Annotated in this window: 21 protein-coding genes and 1 tRNA gene; 7 read left to right on the top strand and 15 right to left on the bottom strand. The window is 59.6% G+C overall.

Annotation, left to right across the window (positions count from 1 at the left end; translation table 11 throughout):
- Positions 1–96: 96 nt before the first annotated feature.
- Positions 97–1,281 carry a delta-9 fatty acid desaturase DesA gene (desA, locus tag ACA052_RS00930; RefSeq protein WP_497647995.1) on the top strand — a complete coding sequence of 395 codons (1,185 nt, stop codon included), beginning with the start codon at positions 97–99 and terminating at the stop codon, positions 1,279–1,281.
- 263 nt (positions 1,282–1,544) lie between these two features.
- Entirely contained in the window at positions 1,545–2,534 is a 990-nt protein-coding gene (locus ACA052_RS00925; protein ID WP_497650248.1) for a GGDEF domain-containing protein, read from the top strand.
- A 113-nt stretch (positions 2,535–2,647) separates the two neighbouring features.
- Here the strand turns inward: ACA052_RS00925 and ACA052_RS00920 are convergent, their stop codons facing one another.
- The 3 genes from ACA052_RS00920 to gabD form a co-directional block, all read right to left on the bottom strand.
- Positions 2,648–3,862 (bottom strand): HDOD domain-containing protein, encoded by a 1,215-nt coding sequence (locus ACA052_RS00920; protein WP_497647994.1) that lies wholly within the window; start codon positions 3,860–3,862, stop codon positions 2,648–2,650.
- A 125-nt stretch (positions 3,863–3,987) separates the two neighbouring features.
- The gene (gabT, locus tag ACA052_RS00915; RefSeq protein ID WP_497647993.1) at positions 3,988–5,265 is read right to left on the bottom strand and encodes a 4-aminobutyrate--2-oxoglutarate transaminase; all 1,278 of its coding nucleotides are present in this window, start codon (positions 5,263–5,265) and stop codon (positions 3,988–3,990) included.
- A gap of 183 nt (positions 5,266–5,448) precedes the next feature.
- A complete protein-coding gene (gene gabD, locus ACA052_RS00910; protein ID WP_497647992.1) occupies positions 5,449–6,891 on the bottom strand; it encodes an NADP-dependent succinate-semialdehyde dehydrogenase in 1,443 nt (480 codons plus the stop codon).
- 349 nt (positions 6,892–7,240) lie between these two features.
- Here gabD and ACA052_RS00905 point away from each other — a divergent pair.
- The 4 genes from ACA052_RS00905 (at position 7,241) to ACA052_RS00890 (ending at position 10,189) form a co-directional block, all read left to right on the top strand.
- Positions 7,241–7,317 (top strand) — tRNA-Arg (locus tag ACA052_RS00905).
- 206 nt (positions 7,318–7,523) lie between these two features.
- A complete protein-coding gene (locus ACA052_RS00900) occupies positions 7,524–8,807 on the top strand; it encodes an S-type pyocin domain-containing protein (RefSeq protein WP_497647991.1) in 1,284 nt (427 codons plus the stop codon).
- Positions 8,808–8,821: 14 nt separating this feature from the next.
- Entirely contained in the window at positions 8,822–9,061 is a 240-nt protein-coding gene (locus ACA052_RS00895; protein WP_497647990.1) for a pyocin S6 family toxin immunity protein, read from the top strand.
- An 834-nt stretch (positions 9,062–9,895) separates the two neighbouring features.
- Positions 9,896–10,189 (top strand): DUF3077 domain-containing protein, encoded by a 294-nt coding sequence (locus ACA052_RS00890; protein WP_497647989.1) that lies wholly within the window; start codon positions 9,896–9,898, stop codon positions 10,187–10,189.
- A gap of 235 nt (positions 10,190–10,424) precedes the next feature.
- Here ACA052_RS00890 and ACA052_RS00885 read toward each other — a convergent pair whose 3' ends face one another.
- The 5 genes from ACA052_RS00885 to ACA052_RS00865 form a co-directional block, all read right to left on the bottom strand.
- Positions 10,425–10,634 carry a hypothetical protein gene (locus ACA052_RS00885; protein WP_497647988.1) on the bottom strand — a complete coding sequence of 70 codons (210 nt, stop codon included), beginning with the start codon at positions 10,632–10,634 and terminating at the stop codon, positions 10,425–10,427.
- Positions 10,635–10,713: 79 nt separating this feature from the next.
- On the bottom strand, positions 10,714–11,316 hold the full coding sequence (locus ACA052_RS00880) for a hypothetical protein (RefSeq protein WP_497647987.1): 603 nt from the start codon (positions 11,314–11,316) through the stop codon (positions 10,714–10,716).
- Complete coding sequence (locus tag ACA052_RS00875; RefSeq protein WP_497647986.1) at positions 11,313–11,879, bottom strand: RNA polymerase sigma factor; 567 nt, start codon at positions 11,877–11,879, stop codon at positions 11,313–11,315. Before ACA052_RS00875 ends, ACA052_RS00880 begins: the two co-directional genes overlap by 4 nt.
- 1 nt (position 11,880) lies before the next feature.
- On the bottom strand, positions 11,881–13,572 hold the full coding sequence (locus tag ACA052_RS00870) for a vWA domain-containing protein (protein ID WP_497647985.1): 1,692 nt from the start codon (positions 13,570–13,572) through the stop codon (positions 11,881–11,883).
- A gap of 86 nt (positions 13,573–13,658) precedes the next feature.
- A complete protein-coding gene (locus ACA052_RS00865; RefSeq protein ID WP_497647984.1) occupies positions 13,659–14,219 on the bottom strand; it encodes a YbhB/YbcL family Raf kinase inhibitor-like protein in 561 nt (186 codons plus the stop codon).
- Positions 14,220–14,358: 139 nt separating this feature from the next.
- On the opposite strand from ACA052_RS00865, the gene ACA052_RS00860 reads away from it, so the two are divergent.
- Positions 14,359–15,882: an FAD-dependent oxidoreductase gene (locus ACA052_RS00860; RefSeq protein WP_497647983.1), complete on the top strand. Its 1,524-nt coding sequence runs from the start codon at positions 14,359–14,361 to the stop codon at positions 15,880–15,882.
- A gap of 145 nt (positions 15,883–16,027) precedes the next feature.
- On the opposite strand, the gene ACA052_RS00855 is transcribed toward ACA052_RS00860, so the two are convergent.
- The 7 genes from ACA052_RS00855 to ACA052_RS00825 form a co-directional block, all read right to left on the bottom strand.
- Positions 16,028–17,533, bottom strand: a complete 1,506-nt coding sequence (locus tag ACA052_RS00855; RefSeq protein WP_497647982.1) for a YdgA family protein — start codon at positions 17,531–17,533, stop codon at positions 16,028–16,030.
- A gap of 241 nt (positions 17,534–17,774) precedes the next feature.
- Positions 17,775–18,410, bottom strand: coding sequence for an NADH:ubiquinone oxidoreductase subunit N (locus ACA052_RS00850; RefSeq protein WP_497647981.1), 636 nt, complete (start codon positions 18,408–18,410; stop codon positions 17,775–17,777).
- 81 nt (positions 18,411–18,491) lie between these two features.
- Entirely contained in the window at positions 18,492–19,940 is a 1,449-nt protein-coding gene (locus tag ACA052_RS00845) for an efflux transporter outer membrane subunit (RefSeq protein ID WP_497647980.1), read from the bottom strand.
- Complete coding sequence (locus ACA052_RS00840) at positions 19,937–20,824, bottom strand: efflux RND transporter periplasmic adaptor subunit (protein ID WP_497647979.1); 888 nt, start codon at positions 20,822–20,824, stop codon at positions 19,937–19,939. Before ACA052_RS00840 ends, ACA052_RS00845 begins: the two co-directional genes overlap by 4 nt.
- Entirely contained in the window at positions 20,821–21,030 is a 210-nt protein-coding gene (locus ACA052_RS00835; RefSeq protein ID WP_497647978.1) for a DUF1656 domain-containing protein, read from the bottom strand. The genes ACA052_RS00840 and ACA052_RS00835 overlap by 4 nt, the downstream gene beginning before the upstream one ends.
- Complete coding sequence (locus tag ACA052_RS00830) at positions 21,027–23,099, bottom strand: FUSC family protein (RefSeq protein ID WP_497647977.1); 2,073 nt, start codon at positions 23,097–23,099, stop codon at positions 21,027–21,029. The genes ACA052_RS00835 and ACA052_RS00830 overlap by 4 nt, the downstream gene beginning before the upstream one ends.
- Positions 23,096–23,524, bottom strand: a complete 429-nt coding sequence (locus ACA052_RS00825) for a MarR family winged helix-turn-helix transcriptional regulator (RefSeq protein ID WP_497647976.1) — start codon at positions 23,522–23,524, stop codon at positions 23,096–23,098. Before ACA052_RS00825 ends, ACA052_RS00830 begins: the two co-directional genes overlap by 4 nt.
- Between the last annotated feature and the right edge of the window lie 87 nt (positions 23,525–23,611).

The following is a 23,611-nucleotide window of genomic DNA, read 5'->3' as shown; positions in this document are numbered from 1 at the left end:
TCCAGCCACTCTTATCTGAAAGGGTGACTGGTTTTATCTGTGGGCTTAGTGATAATGCAACGGCTGTTTTTTTCTTTATCGAGGGCCCTATAGCCTATGTGGTACGAAGGTTTTCTCGGCTTGTCGCCCTGGTCACTGGTGGCAGTCACCCTGCTGATGACCCACGTAACGATCGTCGGCGTCACGGTCTATCTGCATCGTTATTCAGCCCATCGCTCGCTCGAGCTCAATGCTGGCCTGAAACATTTCTTTCGCTTCTGGTTGTGGCTTACCACGGCGCAGAACACGCGCGAGTGGACCGCTATCCACCGCAAGCATCACGCCAAATGCGAAACCGTCGATGACCCGCACAGCCCGGTCATCAAGGGCTTGTCCACCGTTCTGCGCAAAGGTGCCGAGCTGTACCGCGCCGAAGCGGAAAACCCCGAGACCCTGCGCATCTACGGCAAGAACTGCCCCGAAGACTGGATCGAACGCAACCTCTACAGTCGTTTCCCGCTGCTGGGCGTGGCAATCATGGCCGTCATCGACCTGCTGCTGTTCGGCACCATCGGCATCACCATCTGGGCCATCCAGATGATGTGGATTCCGGTCTGGGCTGCCGGTGTGGTCAATGGCCTTGGCCATGCCGTCGGCTACCGCAACTTCGAATGTCGCGACGCCGCGACCAATCTGGTGCCTTGGGGCATCCTGATCGGCGGCGAAGAACTGCATAACAACCATCACACCTACCCTAATTCGGCAAAACTGTCGGTGAAGAAGTGGGAGTTCGATCTGGGCTGGGCCTGGATCCAGGTCTTCAGTTTTTTCCGCTTGGCCAAGGTTCAGCGGGTCGCTCCGATTGCCCACCGGGTTGAGGGCAAAGGCAATCTGGACATGGACACCGCCATGGCCATCCTCAACAACCGCTTCCAGATCATGGCCCAGTACCGCAAATTGGTGATCGCGCCACTGGTCAAGCAAGAGCTGGAAAAGGTCGATCACTCGGTCCGTCACCAGTTCCACCGGGCCAAACGCCTGTTGTCGCGAGAAACCAGCCTGCTGGATGACAAGCACCATGCACGCATCCAAAGCATGCTCGAGCACAGTCAGGCACTGAAGGTAATTTACGAGAAACGCTTGGCGTTGCAGCAGATCTGGGTCAAGACCAGCTCAAATGGTCACGACATGCTGGCGGCCATCAAGGATTGGGTGCACGAAGCCGAAGCCAGCGGGATTCAATCCCTGCGCGACTTCGCCGATCAGCTGAAAACCTACTCCCTGCGCCCCGCCGCTGTCTGACCCGGCAGAGGGGCTTCCCTGTGGCTGAGGGGGCTTCTGTGGCGAGGGGGCTTGCCCCCGTTCGACTGCGCAGCAGTCGCAATGTGACGACGCGTTTTAACTGAAGAAACGCGTCGCCAATACCGCCTGGCGGGAGCAAGCCCCCTCACCAAGAAAGGCGGGAACTAAGCTCCAAATCCCCTATCTCAAAAACACTTCGCCATCCAGGCGGGCTTTGTGTGGCCGCTGTCGAATACGCGGCACGCCCTTTGAGATTTGTGCCGATGGTCCCAAAAAACCTGCAAGACTCATCCCATCCCCAGTGGCCCGAAGCCGCGCAAACCCTGATGGCGCTGATGCATGCCCAGGGAGAAGTAGCGCGGCTGACTGAACGCGAGCAACTGTTCAGTTCCTTGCTGGTGAGCGTCAACGCAGTGCTTTGGGCATTCAACTGGGAAACCCGTCAGGTGCTGTATGTCAGCCCCGCCTATGAGCGGATTTTCGGTCGTTCAGCAGGCCTGCTACTGTCCGACTACAACCAATGGCGCGACAGCATTTACCCCGACGATCTGGAATACGCCGAGCGCAGTCTGGCCGACGTATTGGACAAAGGCGCTGTTGAGGACCGCGAATACCGAATCATCGCCGCTGACGGCCAAATACGCTGGCTCAGCGACAAATGCTTCATCAATCGCCAAGCCGAACCAGGGCAGCCGGTGATCATCGTTGGTATTGCCGAAGACATCACCGACAAGAAGCAGATGGAAACCGAGCTGCAACGCCTGGCCACCACCGATGCACTGACTGATAGCAGTAACCGCCGACACTTTTTCGAATGTGCCCATCGCGAGTTCGAGCAGGCACGGCTGAACGGCACGCCCCTGGCGTTCCTGCTGCTGGACATTGATGACTTCAAGGTGATCAACGATACCTACGGCCATCAGGAAGGCGATGCCGTGCTGCAACGAATCGCCGAGAGTGGTCGTGCCGCCTTGCGTCGAGGGGATGTGTTCGGGCGGATCGGCGGCGAAGAATTCGCTGCCGTGTTCCCAGGTTGTGCCCCGGACATGGCCATGCAAGTGGCCGAGCGCCTGCAACGGGAAATTCAGCGACTGAGCTTCAGCCATGACGAGCAGACGTTCGGCATCACCGTTAGCCAAGGCCTGACCAGCCTCACGACCGATGATGAAAGCATCGACAACCTGTTTGCCCGTGCGGATGCCGCGATGTACGAAGCCAAGCGCCAGGGCAAGAACCGCATTATCTCTGGCTGACAACTGTTTCCCTGTAGGAGCGAGCTTGCTCGCGATGGTGTGTCAGCCAAATGAGTGTCGACTGACACACCATCGCGAGCAAGCTCGCTCCTACAAAGGGCTTTGCGCCAGGCCTATTTTTTGCGCAAACGCATCAACTCCGGCAAACCGATCTTGAGCAACCGAGCCGTCCGGCTTTTCGCCAGTTCCTCGACGCCCTCATGCTCAGTCAGCAGCGCCAATTGCGCTGCCATGTTCATCACCAGCGCCTCGCGGGAGTAAACCCCGCCACCGAGCAGGTAGACGGCAGCAATCAGCTCTCGCAGCTCCAGCGGCAGACGCCAGCGGGTTCTCAGCGCCGAACCATAGGCCGCGCTGAACTCGACCAACGCATCGCCAACCTCCTCCCATTCATCCAGCTCACCACCGGCCTGTTTCCATTCCTGCAAACAGCGCAGCAACGCCAGGTCGCCGAGCCGATGCAGTATGCCGGCGCAATAACAGCGCTCTTGATCCAGGTCCAGCAAGCGCGCCAGCGTTCGCGCGTATTCGGCGGTGTGCAGCGACAGGTTCCAGAAACGCTCGGCATAGTCCGCCAGTAGCGGATCGTCGAGCCTGGCGGCGCGCTTGAGGGTCAACCCCAGAATCAGGTTCATGCTTTGTCCGGTGCCGAGGCGATGCAGGGCTTGGGACAGGGTTTGTACGGCGACTCCAAGATGTTGGGCCGCACTGTTGGCGGCGGCGATCAGCACGGCAGTGATCTGTGGGTCGACGCGAATCTCCTCCTCAAGCACCGTCAAATCGAGGCCGTTGGGGTTGAGGCTGCGTTTGACCGCCAGTTGCACGTCAGTCATCAGCGACGCACCGTCCGCCCGTTCACGACGGTGCTCCAGGTACACCGACAAGGTCATGCCCGGCACCAGTGACGGCGCCTCGCAAGACACGGCTTCACCGGCGTTCAGCAGCAGCTCCTGCAAACGGTGGGTCAGGTTTTCCATGTCCAGGGGTTTAGTCAGGTACGCGCTGGGGGCCAGCGGCAAGGCTTCGTGCACGCTGCCGCTGTCGTTGCGGCTGCTCATCAGAATGAATGGCAGCGGCGGGTTGCGTTTGCGCTGGCGGACACTGCGCAAGACATTCAAACCATCGATGCCGGGCAATTCCCAGTCGACGATCACCAGGTCGTAAGGATTTTCTGCCAGCAACTCCAGTGCCTGTTGACCATCAGCACACAGATCCAGCCGCGCGTCACAGCGCACATTCAACAGCACCTGCTTGAGCAGGTCGCGGGACCAAGGGTCTGCTTCGGCAATCAGCACACGCGGTACGGCGGGTAAAACTACAACGGTCATCTGCACACTCCATTTGCACTGCTTGCACCTTAGCCCAATGCTGGCCTCGAGACAGGGAGTTGTGTTTCAAGAGGCGTAAAAAAACCCGCCGAAGCGGGTTTTTTGTCAATCAGCTCACCAATGAATCAGAGCTCGGAGAAGCACTCTTCGATGATCGCCAGACCTTGGTCCAGTTGCTCGTCCGGCGAAGTCAGCGGTACCAGGACGCGCAAGACGTTGCCGTAGGTGCCGCAGGACAGCAGGATCAGACCCTTGTCGCGAGCCTTGGCCACGACAGCAGCGACCGCTGGAGCGTTCGGCTTGTGGCTATCGCCATCAACGAACAGCTCGACCGCGATCATCGCGCCCAGGGCACGGACTTCGCCGATTACCGGGTACTTGGCCTGAATGGCTTTGAGGCCAGTGACCAGACGCTCGCCGACTGCCTTGCAGCGGTCCAGCAGGTGCTCTTCTTCGAACACTTCCATCACGGCCAGGGCCGCGGCGCAAGCGATCGGGCTACCGGCATAGGTGCCGCCCAAGCCGCCTGGAGCAATGGCGTCCATGTATTCGGCCTTGCCGCACACACCGGCCAGAGGGAAGCCGCCAGCGATGGATTTGGCGAAGGTGGTCAGGTCGGCAGCAACGCCCATCTGTTCCATGGCGAAGAAAGTGCCGGTACGGCCAGCGCCGGTTTGTACTTCATCAGCGATCAACAGGATGCCGTGCTGGTCGCACAGTGCGCGCAGACGCTTCATGAACTCTTTCGGAGCGACGTAGAAACCACCTTCGCCCTGAACTGGCTCGATGATGATGGCAGCGATGTCACGCGGCTCGGCGTCATTCTTGAAGATGCGCTCGATGCTGGCGATCGAATCGTCGATGCTCACACCGTGCAGTTCGTTCGGGTACAGCGCGCGGAACACGCCGCCTGGCATCAGGCCCATGCCGGCCGAGTAAGGCACGACTTTACCGGTCAGGCCCAGGGTCATCATGGTGCGACCGTGGTAAGCGCCGGTGAACGCGATCACGCCGGCACGGCCAGTGGCGGCACGAGCGATTTTCACGGCGTTTTCTACGGCTTCGGAACCGGTGGTGACCAGCAGGGTTTTCTTTTCGAAATCGCCTGGCACCTTGGCGTTGATTTTCTCGCACACTTCCACGTACGGCTCGTAGGCCAGAACCTGGAAGCAGGTGTGGGTCAGCTTGTTCAGTTGCTCGGTCACGGCGGCGATGATTTTCGGGTGCACGTGGCCGGTGTTCAGCACGGCGATACCGCCGGCGAAGTCGATGAACTCGCGACCTTCAACGTCGGTCACGGTAGCGTTCTTCGCGGACTCGGCGAAGATCGGGTGAATCTGGCCAACACCGCGTGGTACAGCGGCTTCGCGGCGTTTCATCAGGGATGCGTTAGTCTTGCTCATAAAGTCCTCATTCACCGCTCATCGGGCGGCGTGGTTCAAGGAAAACGCAGCGGGGAGACAACGATGGCAGCATGCGATGATCGACTGCCACAGCGTTCCCGGCCACAGAGAAAATTCCATTTGAAACGCAGAAAGGGTCAGCGCTCTCGTGCCCTTTCCGCTTGAAGCAATCTCTTGCCGGACTCAGATGCCCAGGCAGAGGTATTTGATTTCCAGGTAATCTTCGATGCCGTACTTGGAGCCTTCACGGCCCAGGCCCGACGCCTTGATGCCGCCGAACGGCGCGACTTCGTTGGAGATCAGCCCGGTGTTGACGCCGACCATGCCATATTCCAGGGCTTCAGCCACACGGAACACACGGCCCAGGTCACGCGCATAGAAGTACGAGGCCAGACCGAACTCGGTGTCGTTGGACATCGCGATCACTTCGGCTTCGTCTTTGAAGCGGAACAGTGGCGCCAATGGACCGAAGGTTTCTTCCTTGGCCACCGCAGCGTTGTTCGGCACGTTGGTCAGGATGGTCGGCTCGAAGAAGTTGCCTTCGATCGACTTGCCGCCGGACAGCACGGTGGCGCCTTTGGCAACGGCGTCAGCGATGTGCTCTTGAACCTTGGCCACAGCTTTTTCGTCGATCAGCGGGCCAGTGGTAGTGCCGTCTTCCAGACCGTTGCCGATCTTGAGCTTGGCCACAGCCACTTTCAGCTTCTCGGCGAACGCGTCGTAGACCGAATCCTGAATGTACAGACGGTTGGCGCAGACGCAGGTCTGGCCGTTGTTGCGGTATTTGGAAATGATCGCGCCTTCGACGGCCTTATCCAGGTCCGCGTCGTCGAACACGATGAACGGCGCGTTACCGCCCAGTTCCAGGGACACTTTCTTAATGTCCTTGGCGCATTCTGCCATCAGCTGACGACCGATTTCGGTCGAACCGGTGAAGGACAATTTACGCACGATCGGGTTGCTGGTCAGCTCGCTGCCGATGTCACCGGCGCTGCCGGACACCACGCTGAACACACCGGCAGGGATGCCGGCACGCTGAGCCAGTTCAGCCAGGGCGAAGGCCGAGAACGGAGTTTGCGACGCAGGCTTGAGCACCATGGTGCAACCGGCGGCCAGGGCCGGGCCGGCTTTACGGGTGATCATCGCGGCCGGGAAGTTCCACGGGGTGATGGCAGCGGTCACGCCGATTGGCTGCTTGATCACGATCAGGCGTTTGTCCGGCTGGTGACCAGGAATCACGTCACCGTAGACGCGCTTGGCCTCTTCGGCGAACCACTCGATAAAGGAAGCAGCGTAAACGATTTCACCCTTGGCTTCGGCCAATGGCTTGCCCTGCTCCATGGTCATCAGGCGAGCCAGGTCATCCTGGTTCTCGATGATCAGTTCGAACCAGCGACGCAGCTTGTTCGCACGGTCCTTGGCGGTCAGTGCACGCCAGGCCGGCAGCGCTTTGTCAGCGGCTTCGATCGCACGGCGGGTTTCGGCAGCGCCCATTTTCGGCACGGTGCCCAAAATTTCGCCCGTTGCCGGGTTGTTGACCTTGATCGTCTGACCATTGTCCGCATCGACCCAAGCGCCATCGATAAAGGCTTGCTGGCGGAACAACTGGGTGTCTTTAAGCTGCATGTCGGCTTTCCTTAACAGCACCGCGACAGGCGCGGAGCAAATTATGATTGTAGAAAGGCGCCTCAAAAGGCTGCCGTCAGGGAAATCATTCACCGGGCTGAAGCACATAAATAGCGCACGGATTGGACTCGCGCGGTTCAGCACCCAGACAAGAGCGTTTGAAATCTCAAACGAATCCTAGGATCAAAGGGGGTAAAGGACAATAGGCTGTTCGAAAAAAAGAACGAAAACGCTGTATTTGCTGCTTTTTTCTGATCAACGTAGCAAATGCAGGTTACGCTTTGAAAAAGCGCTGTTGATTCAGCAGCATGGACGCCCGCAGTGCATATGAGTATCATGGCGCCCGCTTGCACCAGTAGCTCAGCTGGATAGAGTACTGCCCTCCGAAGGCAGGGGTCGTGGGTTCGAATCCCGCCTGGTGCACCATATGTAGAAACGAGAAAGCCTCAGACCGTAGGGTCTGGGGCTTTTTTGTGGGCGGCGTCTTAGGACGCTCAGCTCGCGAAGAGAGCGGAGCGTGTCAGGCCTGAATCAAGCAACCGATTCGGACAAATGCCGCAAAACTATTTTTTGCCCGGCGCGCTTTACCCTCTCCAGAATGCCTCCCCGAGGACTCAACCAAAGGGAACGCTATGCGTTTGATAAGGAAAGCCGACAAGGGCCTCGAAAAAACCGATAGCCCCAGTACCGCCGCCCGATTGGTAAATGACGCGCTGATGCGAGGTCGCCACAACATCTTCGGAATCGCTAATTTTGGGAGCCATTCCCGCATCAGCAGCGACAGCGAAATTGTCGAGGCCGTCCGCAAGGGTGATTTGCTGTTGGTAAAGGAACGCTTTGCCAGCTCAGGTGGTGGCTTCTCGGCTAGACCAGCGCCAGCGCCTGAACCGGTCTACATCCCCCCAAAAGATCCATGGCCGCAGGCCAAGTCTCGCGACGATCAGGTCTTTGCCAAATCCTGCATCCCCGATAACTGGTGTAGCACTGACGCCGGTACAGCTTCGGAGCCCGCTTCAAACTTCGGCAAGGTAATGGTCGAGGGCGCCATGCTATTTCCGTCGGCCAGTACCGCCGTAGCGACGGCACTCGGCGCCGATCTGGCACTAGGTCGCATGGCCGGTGGCGGCATACTGCAGCAGCGTTTGAATTGGGTGATACGCGGCGCGGGCGGCCCTGCCAGTGTTTTCATACTGGGCATGCTTCCGAGCAAGATGGGCGACGGGACGCTTCATACCGACACTCAGTTGCGGAGCATGACCCAAGTACCTACCCGCGTGCGTTTTCAGTTTCGTCGCGATGCCGAGGGCACACTACAGGTTTACGGCATCCACACCACCGCATCAGGCGACGACACGGTACGCACGGTGCAAGCCACATGGAACGCCGATAAAACCGCGTTGGAGGCCAAGCTCAATGGCATCACCATTCTGTGGACACCCCAGCGAGGGCCGCTGGGGCAGATGCCCCCGCTGATCTACCCCGACAGCAACGGCGAACAGCTTGGCACCATTCTGGTCCACCCGATTCCGGACAACACCGACAGCCAGATAGAAGGCCTCCCCGGCGAAGACATCACCACGGACGACTGTATTCTTGTGTTTCCAGCAGACACCGGGTTGAAGTCGCTGTACGTGGTCTTTGCTCGGCCTATCGGTGGCGACCATAGCTATCACCCTGCTCCCAGAGGGCTGACAGCATTCCCTGATGCGGTGAAGGACAAGTCCAAGAGTTCGGTAAAGGGCGGGGGCGGTCTGCGTAGACGCTGGAAAGATCGTAAGGGCCGCATTTATGAGTGGGACTCTGAAAATGGCAGGGTTGAGTTATACGACAAGCAAGGCAAGCATTTGGGAGAGTTCAACCCTGACACAGGGAAGCGAACCAAGGACGCCGAACCTGGCAGAACAACTTCAAAGTAATTAAGGGGAAAATTATGCACCTATGCATCACAGGTTTTTTATCGGGCGACAGCGATGACACTTCGCTGAAATATGAACTAGTCGTACCGTCTCAGTTTGAGCCAGCGGTACTAGAGGTGCTGGGGTGGCAAAGCCTTGCAGAAAGCCCGGACGGCGAATGGCTGCTTAAAGGCGACCAATCTCAGCGGATTGCGACCGCGATTAAAGAGCAGCTACCCAGCGACCTGGATCTATTCATCGGGCTAGAGGCCTAGCGAACCAGTTGGGCCCCTAACAGCACGCCAAAATAGTTCGCCCCTGGGGGCGGTCACGGCGCCCGGCATAAGTTACCTGAACGCTGAGCCATGCCGGACCATGCCAAAGTAGATCAGGTTGGTCCATCCGGCACTTAGCTTGGAGACACACGGATCGATTGATTCCGTAAGAAAAATGCCTGATCAGCGAAAGGGTCCACGCAACAAAAGAACCCTGAGCAATATCAGCGCAGGAGCGCATCAACCGATAGTGGCCGTGTTGCAGGTGATTGTAAGGGTGAGGACGTTCGACTACTGCTGGTCAGTCCGATGCAACCGTCAAGGAAAACTTGACGGTTCGATTTGAGCGTACGCATCAGACTGCGGCGCCCGCTGAAATCCTTAATTTCTTGGGCGGTTCTTCGGTAGTTTCTTGGGTAGTCAGCAACTACTGGTGCCCTGACATTCGCCGTTGCCATTCACCCAATATCCGAGGTTGCAGGAGACCATCCTGCGCGATACCCTTCCGCTGTCGCTGCCAATTCAGCGACCGGGCTTGGTAACCCGAGAGTTAAGCGCAACAGCGCCCCCATCAGATTTGCAGGCGTTTTTTTATGCCCGCAGTTTTGAGTTATGGCGGCTGTGCGTGGGACGTCTTCGGGCGTGCCGGATTCCTTGACTCCCGGTTTACCAACCTGCGCACAGCTGCCACCCATTCGCTTGGTAACGAAAAAGTGGCAGTTCCACGTCAAGGAGCTAGACCATGCGCACTACAAATCCGTACGAAATTCGATTTATCCCTCAACGCGATTTCGAATCGCATTCCCACTGCACCTCCATCAACGGAGGTGGCAAATGACCGATCCATCAGAGTTAAAAACCATCGGCTTAACGCCTGCCATCTACTGCTCGGATCAGGCGGTGTTCCACGTCACTCGCGGTGTGCCTCTCGGCGATGCGTTAGCCATGGCTTCCGACTTTCTGTTCCTTGCCAAAGCACTATCCAAAGATGCTGCCTACGATAGAGAAAGTGATCGTCACGCTTGGGCTGCGCATTATTTGACGGCGCTGAGTAAGGCGTTGGTTGATGACGTAGTGAAAGTGCTGACGCGAGAACCTCTGACGCGCAAGCAACAAACTGCAGAGTAGTGAAAACTCACCTTTAAAATGCGCCCCGAGTGTTCGGGGCCTCCACAACTGCCGGATGTCAGTGCGGTCAGGGCAGTATGAGAAAGATCACTGGCGATCTAAGTTCCAGGTCGCAGTTTGAAAAGAACACCGCGTGCGCAGGTTTCACGACTGCTTCGCAGCCGAACGCAGGCTTCGCCAGCTGCTACGGTGCGCGTTATGGCTTCACTTTCCGGTAGAAGCCGAAGCGGTTTTTTCATTCAGTCGTCCAATCAAACTCGTCGTAATCATCATCGTCTTCTTCGTCCTCGATCAACTCATCATCAAGAACGTCTTCCTCAAGCGCTGCTTCTTTCTCCTGCGCCAGAAGAAACTCCTTACGACTCTCCGTCACTGCTCGCCGCAGTTCCTCACCCTTTACTGGGCAGTTGAGCATTTGGGCGATGCGGTCGATTTTTTTCGCCATGGCTCCTCCAACGCATCGGCTATAGCCCGATAGTGCGCGCTTTCGGGGGTTGATGCCAAATTGCGGAGCACCTGTCTGCTTAGTTTTTCTTCAATTCCTTGAGTCGGGTCGTGAGGTTTTCCTTGGGAAAGCGTTTGTGCAATGCCGTCAGCAAGTCGTCAGCCGCTTGTGTCTGGCCGGCATTCTGCAGGCGCACCACTTCAAGCAGTTGCTCATCCAGGGTTTTCGCCGGGGCTGCTGCGCGTTTGCTGACCTTTGCTTCATCGGCCATTTCGGCGCGGATCGATTCGCTCTGCGCGGGGGCGGCAAAATCCGCCATCGGTGCGGCCGGGGCTGGCGCTGCGAGAGAGCGCGCAACCGACGACGGCGCTTGCGCAGCCTCTTTTTTGGCTACGGGAGCGGACACTTTGGGCGCGAAATCGTAACTTGGCGGTTGTTCCTCAGTTCGTTGCACCAGCGCCAGCATTAATGCGACACCGAAGAGGCTGGCAAAGGCGACTTGCCAACGGGGTTTCTGGCACGCCTGTAACCAGCGTTGCCACAGGCTTGGCTTACGAGCAGGGGCTTCACGGTGCGCGGTGGCCAGGATGAAGGCATCGAGATGGGCCGGAGGTTCGCCGGTGGAGTGTTCACGGAAGTGCTTCACCACTTCGTCTTCGGGCGTAGGACGGGCGTCAGTCATGTCAGTACCTCCTCGGCCAGCAGCCGACGCAGTTTTTGCTGGGCGTAGCGCAAGCGGCTCTTCACGGTTTCCAGCGGTGTTTCGGTGAGGGTGGCGATCTGCGGCAGGTCGAGATCGCCGTGGGCGCGCAGCAGGAATACTTCGCGCTGGTCGGCGGGCAGGTTTTGCAGGGCGGTTTCGAGGCGCTGGCTGTCTCGACTCAAACTCAGTAGCTGTTCGGGATCGGCGGCGTCATCGACCAGGGCGTGGGTCTGTTCGTCGTAGCTGTCGTGCAAGGGGTTGTGAATGCCATGTTTGCGCCAGTGGTCGATCAGCCGGTTACGGGCGATCTGGTAAAGCCATGTACGAAAATTCGCCCGGCCTTGTGGCTGACTGGTGCTGCGGATCAGGCTCAGCCAGGTGTCCTGATACACCTCTTCGGCCAGTTCGGTTTTGCCGCTGAGCCCAAGCAGGAATCGATAAAGACCTTGGCGGTGACGGGCGTACAGAATCTCGAACGCCGGCCCGTCGCCTGAGCGATAACGGGCCAGCAGCGATTCATCGCTCGATTCGGGAGCGGACATATCAGTTGTAGCCTCCTTTAAGCGGCTCGCTGTTCGATGCCGTCGTGGTGCGCAGACTTTGCGCCAGCTCCACCAATTGCACGAACTCTGCACGCAGGCCGAATCGATCTTCGCCCCGAGCACCGCGAGCCAGTGCTTCCGTGTCCCTGAGGCTGAAATCGCCGGTGTAGCGCCCATCTTTCAGCTGCTGGGAAAACGCCGCAACGGCCGCCGCAAATCGCAGGTCGTCACTGGCTTTACCTTTCAAATCACTCGTAATCGGCCGCTCGATCAAGCGACTGTTCCCACCCTCCGGCAGCTGATATCGCACACGCAGCATCGCCAGTTCTCCGAACTTCGCAGAAGCGGCTGACTCGGCATTGCCATACCGCAATGGCTCTAACCAACCTTTCTCACCCTTGGGCACGATTTCGTACAGCGCGGTGACCGTGTGTCCTGCGCCGATTTCACCCGCATCGACTTTGTCGTTGCTGAAATCCTCTCGCTTCAACGCCCGATTCTCATACCCCAACAACCGATATTCGCTGACCTGCGCCGGGTTGAACTCCACCTGCAGCTTCACGTTCTTCGCCACCACCGCGAGGGTCGAACCGAGTTGATCCACCAGCACCTTGCGCGCTTCACGCAAATTATCGATGTAGGCGTAGTTGCCATCGCCGGCATCGGCCAGTTGCTCCATCAAGTGTTCATTGTAGTTATCCACACCAAAACCCAGGGTGGTCAGGGAAACACCGGTCTTGCGTTTATCCACAGCCATTTGCTTGAGGCTGTCGAAGTCGCTGATGCCGACGTTGAAGTCGCCGTCGGTGGCCAGGAGGATGCGATTGATGCCCTTGGGGATAAATGTCTGTTGCGCCATCTGATACGCCAGTTCGATGCCCGACGCCCCGGCGGTAGAGCCGCCCGCGGAAAGTTGATCGATGGCTGTACGAATTTTGGTTTTTTCGCGCCCGGAAGTCGGCTCCAGCACCACACGTGAATCGCCGGCATAGACCACCAACGAAACCCGATCCTGTTCGCGCAATTGATCGACCAGCAGTTTCAACGTGCTTTTAACCAGCGGCAAACCTTCGCGACGGTCCATCGAGCCGGACACGTCCACCAGGAATACCAGGTTCGCCGGGGCCAGCTCCGCCACCGTCCGGTCCGACGCCTTGATACCGATGCGCAACAATCGGGTATGCGGGTTCCACGGTGATGGCGCCAGTTCCGTGGTCACGCCGAAGGGCGAACCATCGGTTGGCAACGGGTAATCGTAGGGAAAGTAATTGACCATTTCCTCCAGCCGTACCGCGCCCTCGGGCGGCAGGCGACCTTGATTGAGCAGGCGGCGGACATTGGCGTACGCGCCGGTGTCGACATCAGCGCTGAACGTGGAGACCGGCGCCTCGACCACGCTGTGAATCGGGTTATCCGCCAGCGCCTGGTATTGCTCACGCTGTTCATCCTGATAACCAGGCGGCGAAGACTCATGCGCAAAACTCGCCATCGGGGCCGGACGCACACTGCGCTTGGCCATTGAGGTGTCCGCCGAGATCGCTTCACTGCGCACCAACGCACCTTGCGCCGGTGGTGAGGCTGAAACCGAAGCGGAATCAGGCTTGGACGAAACGCCGCAACCGGCAACAGCCAGCAGCAACCCGACAGCGAAACCCTGGGCGGCCGGGCGGAGGACTTGCAGAGGGAGTGACATGGGGGCTGACCTCAGGAGGAAATTGTTCCATTCATCCTCTGAGACGGACAGCCCGCCGGGTTCGGGTTAAATCACCTGAAAAATCTTCAGCGGTGATAACGCCGCACCACACTGCTGTTTTTCAACACATGGCCTTTGATCTTTTCCAGCAACTGCACGCGGGTCAGACCGGCCGGCAAGGCGTCCGGCGCCAGGTCCAGGGCGTAGAGCTGGATAATGTAGTGATGCGCACTGTCGCCGACTGGCGGGCAAGGCCCCACATAAGTGGTGGTGCCTTTGTTGTTGGTGCCGCCCACGCCTTCGAGGCCGGGTTTGGTGCCGACACCCGCCGGGATTTGGTGGGTGGTGGCCTTGATGCCGTAATGCACCCAGTGATCGACGCCCTGGCCTTTTTGGCCATCGGGGTCGTGCATCACGATGGCGTAGCTGAGCGTGCCGGCCGGGCCGGCGTTCCAGTTCAGCGCCGGCGACGCATTGTGTCCGCCGCAACCCGGTGCATCGCTGGCAGCAACCGACGTGAACAATCGGTCATCCGTAACACCTGGGATGTTCAGGGTAAAACGCTCCTGGGCCTGCGCGGGCATTTGCACGCAAAGGGCGACAGCAACAGCCGCCAGCCAAGGGTTCAGAGAGGTCAATCGGGTCATTCCGGAACACCTTTTGCGGGTGGGGCCGTGGTCGGCGTGCAAACTATAGCCGGACCGTTCGCGCCATGGCAGCAGGATTTGGCTGAACCTCGGGTCAAGGGCCAAACTCTTAATTGAAATGCCTGTCTGGAGAGTGGTGATGGCACTGCATCGCGTTGCCCGTTTCGCCGATGTGCCTGACAACCGTGGCCTGGAAGTCCGGATCAGGGACACCAAAATCGTCTTGCTGCGGGTTGGCGATCAATTGCGCGCCTATCAAGGTGAATGCCCGCACGCCGGGGCGCCGCTGGCCGAGGGTGCGCTGTGTCACGGGCGCCTGATATGCCCGTGGCACAAGGCAGCGTACCGGATCGAGGACGGCGCGTTGTGTGAACCGCCGTCTCTGGACAGCCTCAAGCGCTACCCTCTGGAAGTGCGCGATGACGACGTCTGGGTCGACGAACATCCGCTCCCGGATGCGCACACCCCGCCGGCCGACGATGAACGCACGTTTGTGATTATCGGCGCCGGCGCCGCAGGCACCGCGGGTGCGGCGGCGTTACGCGAAAAGGGCTTCGGCGGCCGCGTGTTGCTGATCGACCGTGAACCTGATGCCGGTTACGACCGCACCGTGTTGAGCAAATTCGTGATTGCCGGGGAGATGCCACCCGAAGAAGTCCCGCCGCTGCGTGACGAAAGCTTTTATCGCGAACAGCGCATCGAACGAATAAACGGTGAAGTGGCCAGCCTGGATGCACAGACCCGGACCGTGCAGCTCAAGGACGGCCAGACATTGACCTACGACGCCGCGCTGATCGCCACGGGCGGCACGCCCAACCGTCTCGATTTGCCCGGCGCTGACCTGCCGCAGGTGTTCTTGCTGCGCTCGAAAGATCAGGCACAAAACATCCTGACCGCCGCCCAACCAGGGCAACGGGCAGTGATCATTGGCGACAGTTTTATCGCGATGGAGTCCGCGGCGGCCCTGCGTGAATACGGCCTGGACGTCACTGTCCTGGCCCGCCATGCGGTGCCCTTCGCCCAACAATTCGGCGAGACGGTCGGCAAAGCGATTCTTGCCCGCCACGTGGCCCACGGTGTGGTGTTTAACACCGACAGCGAAGCCGCGCAGATTGATGGCACAGACAAGGTCGAAGCGGTAAAACTGAAGAACGGCCAGCGATTGCCGGCAGACCTGGTGTTGGTCGGCATCGGCGTCAGCCCCGCGACGGAGCCGTTTGCTGGTCTGCCCATGGAAAAAGACCATTCATTGAAAGTCGACGGCGGGATGCGCGTGACCGAAGGGCTGTGGGCGGCCGGCGATATCGCAACTTTCCCGCTCAACGGCCAGCCCCAACGGATCGAGCACTGGCGTCTGGCACAACAACATGCACGAATTGCGGCGGCGAACATGTTGGGCGGTGACGAGCATTACCTGGATGTGCCGTATTTTTGGACCTGGCATTTCGGCAAAAACTACGACTACCTCGGCCACGCCGAGGCCTGGGACGAAGTCGAGTTCAAGGGCGATCCGTACCACCCGCCCTTTATCGGCCTGTTCGGCAAGAACGGCGTGGTGACCGCGGCCATAGCCTGCGATGAAGAACGGACGATGGCGATGCTTGCCGAACGGATGAAACAGCCGCTGCCGATGGACGAGGCATGGCGGCTGATCAGAGATTGAAACTCCATCTTCGATGCGCTGAATACCTGTAGGAGCTGCCGCAGGCTGCGATCTTTTGATCTTAAAAGGCAAAAGATCGCAGCCTGCGGCAGCTCCCACAGGAGATCGATCGCAGCCTGCGGGGAAGCGCAGTGCGCTTGCGGCGTTACTGGACGGGGCCGACACCACCGAACTTGCTCATCACGAAGCCAACAAACTCTTCGACCGTCATTTTCTGGCCGTTGAATTCCACCTGATTGTTGGCGTAATGCAATTTGGTGACGATGTTGTTGCCATCCAGCTTGGCGAATTGCGTGCCGACCGCCATGCTGCCGAACATGTCCGCTGTCGCCGTGGCCTGATCGGCAATGAGCTTGGCGTCGGTCTGGCCATCGATCTGGCTTTGCAGGGTGAACACGTCAACGAGCATTGGCTTGGAAACTTGCAGATTGACATCCAGCAGGGCAACCAACTGCTTGATAAGCTGGTCTGGCGGCAGGTCCATGGACGGGGGCTTGATCAAGTCGAGCACCAGGTTGGCGCGACTTTCACCGTTGGCGGTGTTGAACGACAGGTTTTCCAGCGCCAGCTGCGGACCGGCGGCCAGCAACTTCTCCAGACCGGTTTTAACCTGCGCCTCTTCAGCGGGGGTCAAGACTAGCTCTGGTGCAGGCTCACCCGCGGCAGCCGCTTCAGCGGCAGCTTTTTCGTACGGTTGCAGTTTGGTCTGGTAGACCTGCATCAACGACATGGTGGCCGGAATGTCGAGATTCTTCAGGCTCATCGCCAATTGTGCGGAGCCGACCGTCTTGCCGTTCAAGGACACTTCACCGACCTTGTAATCGGCCCGTCCGGAACCGCTGGTGCCCGATTCCTCAGTCTGGTTCTTCATCTCGAATTTCTTGAAGCCCAGTACTGACTGCTTCGCACCGAAGGTGGTCTTGCTCTCGGTCAGCTCCAGCGTGTTCTCGCCGGTGTAGTAGCCGTAAGTACTTTTTACCAGGTTGCTGGCCACGGTCATGCCGCTCACTTCGACTTTTACCGGGGTCAGGTCTTCGGCGACGGTGCTGAGTGTCAGGCTGTCCATGTAGCCGTTGGCCTTGACCTTCTGCGCTTGAGGGCTGGCCGCGACGTCGAGGTTCAGGCCGGAAAATTTCAAGTTGGACTTGTCATCCAGCGCCACGTCCAGCGGCAGCAATTGGAGGGAACCGTTGGTTGAGTTGTCGTAGCCGATGTTGACCACGCCCGTGAGCGGCGATTTGTCTTTGGCGGCGGCGAACCACTTTTCGGTGAGCGGCGTCTTTTCAAGCTCGTAATGACTGGTGGCCATGACCGGCAACCACTTCATTGACATCAGGCGCGAGAACGGCAGCGGGCCGTGTTCGATGTGATCGACGAAGAGTAATTCGACCGGTGCCTCGCCGAATATCTCGCCTTCACCCTTGAGGCGATAGTGCGCGGTGCTGCTGAACACATGGCGCTCCAGCGATACCAGTTCCAGCGACGCCGTACCGTTGGAACCGACCAGCGCGGCTTGCAGTTCTTTATTGGCGTCGGCGATCGAGGTGTTCAGCACTCCTTCGATTTTGGTGCCGGTGAACCAGGCACCGCCGGCGCTGATTGCACCGATGGCCACGACAATTCCAAGTAGCACGCCTGCTGATTTATTCATGAATGACCCGATCAATGTCCGTTGTTTGAAGTGTGGTCGTCTTCCCTGAACCCATGACGGGTACGGTCACGACTGCGTTGAAAGTGCGATGGAGATTAGCATCAGGCGCACCGGGCGGCCCAATGATTAAAGGTTAAAGAGTGTCTATTCGCGGGACCTGAAAAAGATCGCAGCCTGCGCCAGCTCCTACATTGGAATGCATTTCCCTGTAGGAGCTGCCGCAGGCTGCGATCTTTGCGGCTTATGAATACTGAACTTCAATCTCATCCAGCTGATGATCAAAGCTTTTGAGCCGCGCGGTCCAGGTATACACGAGCACCTCAAAATCCCGATTGATCACTGCCCCGCCCGTCACCTCCGCGCGCGGGTCGCAGACGTCCAGTTGATAGCGCTCGCGGGCCATGGCGGTGGCCACGTCGGAGAGTTCGCGGGCGTTGTTGAGCCAGTGCCACCCCTCGTCGGACACTTGCTTGTCCAGCGCCACACACTGCCTCTTCAAAGTCTCGAGGCTTTTTTCCAGGGGTGTGCCGGTGAGCTCGCCCATGACTTCCTGGAACGTGCGCCCCGGTTGCCAGTAACTGCCCCAGAAATACCGATCGAACACCGTCTCGACACGACGCAGCGCAACCTTGGTGTCCCAGATCAGCACCAGGGTCTTGCCTTGTTCGAGTTGTCTTTTCTTGATGCGCTGGCCCTGGAATGAAGCCCAGGCGACCACGACGATGGCCATCACGGCGATGAGCGCGGAAGCACTGTCGAGGAAGACCAGAGCCTTGTCGATCTGGTGGGCCAGCATGATGCCGTAGAAATAGGTGGCCGATAGCAAGACTAATGCTGCAATAGCGCACCAGAAGCCGGGAGCATATGGGTTTTTCATTATTAGATCCCCATGACCAACGCGAGCCTTGACTGATGAGATCGACGCGCGACCTCATCAAGTCAAAGCATAGCAACGGCCTCAGGGTTTGCCGGGGTTCGTGCCTTGCGTTCGTCCGCTTTCCCAACCGCCGCCCAGTGCCAGGAACAAATCGATCTGGCTCATGGCAACCTGAGTGTTGGCGGAAGCCAGTTGCGCCCGCACGTCGGTGTAGGTGCGGGTCGCTTGCAGGTCTGCCAGGAACGACGCGCGGCCAGCCTGGAAGAAGCGGTGGGTCTGGTCGGCCGCCAGTTTCGCCGATTGCTCGGCGTCGGCCAAGGCATCGCGGCGTTGCAGCAGCGCGGAGTACTGGGCCAGACCGGTTTGAGTCTCGCGGATGGCGTTAAGCACCACGCCATCGAAATGCGCCAGCGTGCCTTGGGTCGTCGCTTCGGCCTCACGGATCCGTGCCCGGGAACCGTTGGACGGCACCGTCCAGGTCAGTAGCGGACCGAAGCCCCAGCGATTGGTCGACGGTTGACCGAGGTTTTCCAGAATGCCGACCGTACCGACGGTCGCGCCGATGCTGATGTCCGGGTACAACTCACCGGTTGCGACGCCAATGCCCGCGGTCGCGGCCGCCAATTGACGTTCGGCCTGGCGTACATCAGGACGCCGCTTGAGCAAGGTCGCGCCGTCACCTACCGGCAACAACTGTGTAATCTTCGGCAGCTCGGCGCAGGTGGCGGTGCCGGCTGGCAACTGGTCCACCGGTTTGGCCAGCAACATCGACAACCGGAACAACCCCGCCTGCCGTGCGGCCTCATAACGCGGCATGTCGGCGCGCAAGGATTTGAATTGGGTTTGCGAACGAGTGACCTGGGTTTCGTCGCCACGTCCGGCGTCGCGCAGGCGCTGGATCAAGGTCGTGCCCTGGGCTTGCAAGTCGAGGGAGTGCTGGGCGATTTCTCGCTCTTCGTTGGCCGCACAGACCTGGGTGTAAGCCCGAACGACATCGGCCACCAGGGTGATGCGTGCGGTATCGGCCGCCGCCTGTGTCGCATCGGCATTGGCCTTGGCCGCCTCGATGCCGCGTTGCAATGTGCCGAACAGGTCGAACTGATAAGACGTCGTAATGCCGATGTCGCCGACGTTGGCGACCGGCACCTTCTCCGGCAGCAAGAAGGCTTCACCGGACTCTTGCAAACGCTGGGCCCCCATCTTCACGCCGCCACTCCAGCCACCCGCCGCCTGCGCTTCGTCGACCTGCGCCCGCGCCCGCGAGAGCCTGGCCGCCGCCACGCGCAAATCGGTGTTGGAAGCCATGGCCTCCTGGACCAATTGGTCGAGACGCGGGTCCTGATAGAGGCGCCACCAATCAGCCGGGACTGGCGCGGAGACGACATCTTTTGCATTTGCCGCCAGGCTGCCCTGCAGGTCTTCACGGTGGATGGCGGCTTCGTCCGGCAAGTGATAATCCGGCCCGACCACCTGGCATGCCGACAGCAACAGGCCTAATCCGGCGACCGCCAAAGCCGAGGCCCTGCTCATTTAGCCGCCTCCTGCTGCTGGTCGTCGATGATCGATACCGTCGCGGTCCGCCCGGCAATCATGCGGAAATCCGCCGGCACCTCGTCAAAGGCGATCCGCACCGGAATCCGCTGGGCCAGCCGCACCCAACTGAACGCCGGGTTGACGTTCGGCAGCAGGTTGCTGCCACTGCTGCGGTCGCGGTCTTCGATGCCGGCGACGATGCTTTCCACATGGCCGCGCAGACGAGCGCGATCACCCACCACCCGGATGTCGACACTCTGGCCGATGTGAATGCCGTCCAGTTTGGTTTCTTCGAAATAGCCGTCGATGTGGAACGAATTGCTGTCCACCACCGACAACACCGGCCGCCCGGCGCTGACGAATTCTTGCGCGCGCGGTGCGCGGTCGTTGACGTAACCGTCCACAGGACTGCGGATGACCGAGCGGTCTAGGTTCAGTTGGGCGCTGTCCACCGCCACCTGGGCCTCCATCAATGCCACCTCGGCGCGGGCGACCCTGGACTGGCTTTCTTCCAGTTGCTCACCCGGCACCAGATTGCCGAGCCCACGGTTACGTTTGGCTTCGCGCTGCGCCTGCGCCAGGGTTTCCTGACGGTCGGCGACCGCTGCCTTGGCCTGGCGCAGGGCCAGTTTGAAACGGTCCTGATCGATGCTGAACAGTACCTGGCCGCGCTTCACCAACTGGTTGTCGCGCACCTCCACTTGCTGGATCAGACCGGACACGTCCGGGGCGATCTGCACGATGTCGGCACGGATATGGCCATCGCGGGTCCACGGGGCAAACATGTAATACATCACCATGCGCCAGACCACGACAACGGCGAAGCTCACGATCAGTAGGGTCAGGACCACGCGGCCGAGGGTCAAAAAAGGTTTTTTCATGTCATCAGGTATCGACTGAGTGAATCCACGGCGCCGAGCAGCAAGGCGTAGAGAGCCACGTTGAACAATGCCCGGTGCCAGACCAGACGGTAAAAGTGCAGGCGCGTCAGCAACCCGTGCACCAGCAGGTACAACACATACGTAATGCCCATCAGCACCAGCAGCGTCGGCAGGAACACGCCACTGATGTCCAGACTACCGATCATAAAGGCGCTCCATCGATGCCATGGGGAAGCGGTTCTTCGAGTTCGCCTGCGCCGACGAATTCCACCCCTGGCAGCAACGCCAGACGCAGGCCGCTCAAGGCGTGCAGCAAATGTAGACGGGCGCCTTCATCGCACTCGCGGTTCAGGGCACGGCGCGTACGGTCCATGGTCATCAACAACGCACTGGGTGCCGGCAAACGCTCACCTGCCTTGAGGCAGGCTTTGAAATACTCGCCGACCTCGGCCACCACCTGGTGCAGCAACACCTGCGGGACGCCAAGCACACGCGGTGTGTAGGCGAGCAGGTCGAGCACATTCAAGGCAACACGCACTTCACGCAACGCGATACCGGTGTCCTGTCCGGTCATGGCCAGGCGCGGTAAGTGCTGCATCAGGCGGTCGAGCATCTGCACGCCCAAGTGCCGGTGTTCGGCCAGCGAGGCCGGTTCGGTCAGGCTGACGATGTCGCGCCAGCTGAAGCGGGTCAGTCGCTTGGCTGCCAGTTCCGCACCAAACGGCCGGGCGATCAGGGTCCATACGAACGCGAACAGCAAGCCGACGGGGCCGGCCAGATTGGAGTTGGCAAAACTGAGGAAATCCGCGTCGTAAGCGCCCTGGATACTGATGAAGGACGAGGTGTTGACGAGGGTCAGCAGCATGCCCAGATAAAACTGCGGCTTTACCGTCAGGGTGCCGACGCAAATGAATGGCACGGAGAACGCCAGCACCAGCATCGGGAAGTCGTGCAGGTTGGGCAGGACCAGAAACAGATAAAGGCTGGCGAACAGCACTGACATCGCCGTCCAGAAAAAGAAGCGGAAGATCTGCGGCGCCGGGTCATCCATCGAGGCGAAGAAGCTGCAGGACACTGCTGCCAGAATGACGGCGGCGCCACCATCGGTCCAGCCAAGCAGAATCCACAACACCGAAGCGACAATGATCGCGGTGACCGTGGACGCGGCCGAATAGAGCATCAACCCACGGTCCAGAAACGGCGATAGTCGACCGAGCCGCCAGTGCCGATAGACCGCGCGCCAGTTGTCCTGGCTTTCGCACCGGATGGCGTATTGCAGGCTGCGGCAGTCCTGCCACAAATCGATCCATTCGCCGAGGCGATACAGCGCGTTGGAGAACAACAGTTGCTTGCGATCTTCCAGTGCTTCGACACTGGGTTGCAGGGCTTCGAGCTGATTTTTCAGGGCCTGCCAGCGGTCGATGTCGGCGTCGTTGTGTTGCAGCCATTCGCTGGTTGCGGCCAGCAGCGGCGCAAACTTATCCACAAGCTCGGGCGTGCGCCGTTCCAGCGCATAGAGCGCATCGTCGAGGGCATCGATCACCGGCAACAGATGAATCATCCGGCCGCGCAATTCTTTGGTATTGCGCACCGTTTGCGGCCGCGCGCCCTCGTGGGGCAACTGACCGATCATCAACTCCAGGCTGTTGAAGGTCGTCACCATCGCCGAGCGCAGGGTGCTCACTTCATCCGGCTGCACATTGCGGCTGAGGAACCGCAGGCTGTACGTCGAGGCATCGGCGAACCATTTGCTGACCGAATCGTTGAACACCGGCGCCAGCCGTCGTGGCCAGAACATCGCGCCCACCACCGCCGCAACGGCGATGCCGAGAAAGATTTCTTCCGTGCGCGCTTCAGCCACATCCCACACCGTCAGCGGGTTATCCACCACCGGCAGGGCGATCAACGGCAAGGTGTAGCCAGCGAGCATCAACGCGTAACTGTTGGCGGTGCGCAAATGCAGGGACAGAAACAGCAACGTCCCGGTCCACAAGGCGATGACCACCACCAGGACATAAGGGCTCTGGACAAACATCGGCACGAAAAAAACCGCCGCTGCCGCACCGAGAAAGGTGCCAACGGCGCGGTACAAAGCCTTGGAACTGGTCGGGCCGACGAAAGGGCTGGAGACGATGTACACCGTGGCCATCGCCCAATAAGGACGCGGCATTTGCATGAGCATGGCGATGTACAGCGCGATCATCGAGGCGGCAAACGTGCGCACACCGTAGAACCAGTCCCGCGCCGAAGGAACCCCCGCGAAGAATCCGCTCAAGGGTTCACCACCGACGGAGCGTTGGCCGCTTCAAAGGCCCTGAGCACTCGCAGCGTCGCTTCCAGATCACGCTGGTCGATCCCGGCCAGCACTTCATTGCGCAAACGCACCAGTTCGATTTCCACCGCCTGAACCAGGTCGCGGCCGGTTGCGGTGAGGCTCAGGCATTTGGCGCGCCGGTCATGAGCATCTTCGGTTCGACGGACGTAACCGGCATGACACAACTGGTCGAGCAGCCGCACCAGTGACGGACTCTCCATGCCAGCCGCCTGCGCCACCGTGACCTGCCGCACGCCTTCGCCCAAACGCCCGATCATCAATAACGGGACGGCACAGGCTTCGGAGATTCCATAGTTGACCAGCGTGGTCTGGCAGATCTTCCGCCAATGCCTGGCGGCTACCACCATGGCACTGCTGATGTTCATCTGGAGAGCGTCGAGGTTCTTCGGCACGAGGAAATGCACACTGTTAGTTTGCTAACTATCAATATGCCATTTGCGAGGAAAGGCGGT

The organism is Pseudomonas sp. LBUM1644 (assembly GCF_059716195.1).
Note: the sequence above shows the minus strand (reverse complement) of the source record. Positions and strands in the feature narration are given on the sequence as shown.